Source organism: Colwellia sp. MB02u-10, assembly GCF_014077185.1.
In the GTDB taxonomy this organism is placed as follows: Bacteria; Pseudomonadota; Gammaproteobacteria; order Enterobacterales; family Alteromonadaceae; genus Cognaticolwellia.
Window position 1 is genome coordinate 1 of the sequence record NZ_JACGVK010000025.1, and the last position, 409, is coordinate 409.

The 409-nt window shown below is 41.6% G+C and carries 1 tRNA gene; it reads left to right on the forward strand.

Annotated features, from left to right (window positions below):
• Positions 1–288 precede the first annotated feature (288 nt).
• Positions 289–365 (forward strand) — tRNA-Arg (locus H4J59_RS00080).
• Positions 366–409: the final 44 nt, after the last annotated feature.

Consider the following 409-nt stretch of genomic DNA (forward strand, 5'->3'; position numbering starts at 1 on the left):
CTGGATAGAGTACCTGGCTACGAACCAGGCGGTCGCAGGTTCGACTCCTGCCGCGTCCGCCACTTTTCTTTAAGTGGCTAAATAATAAAGACTAGCAAATATTAGCGCTAGTTAAAAAATAAATACTGTATAAGCTGGTCATCTCCTGAACATGAGATATAAAAAAATAGTTTATTGAGGACGCGTAGCTCAGCTGGATAGATTATCTAACGCTAATGGCTACGAATACTTTTTATGAGTAAAGTTTGTTATCTCCTGAACATGAGATATAAAAAAATAGTTTATTGAGGACGCGTAGCTCAGCTGGATAGAGTACCTGGCTACGAACCAGGCGGTCGCAGGTTCGACTCCTGCCGCGTCCGCCACTTTTCTTTAAGTGGCTAAATAATAAAGACTAGCAAATATTAGC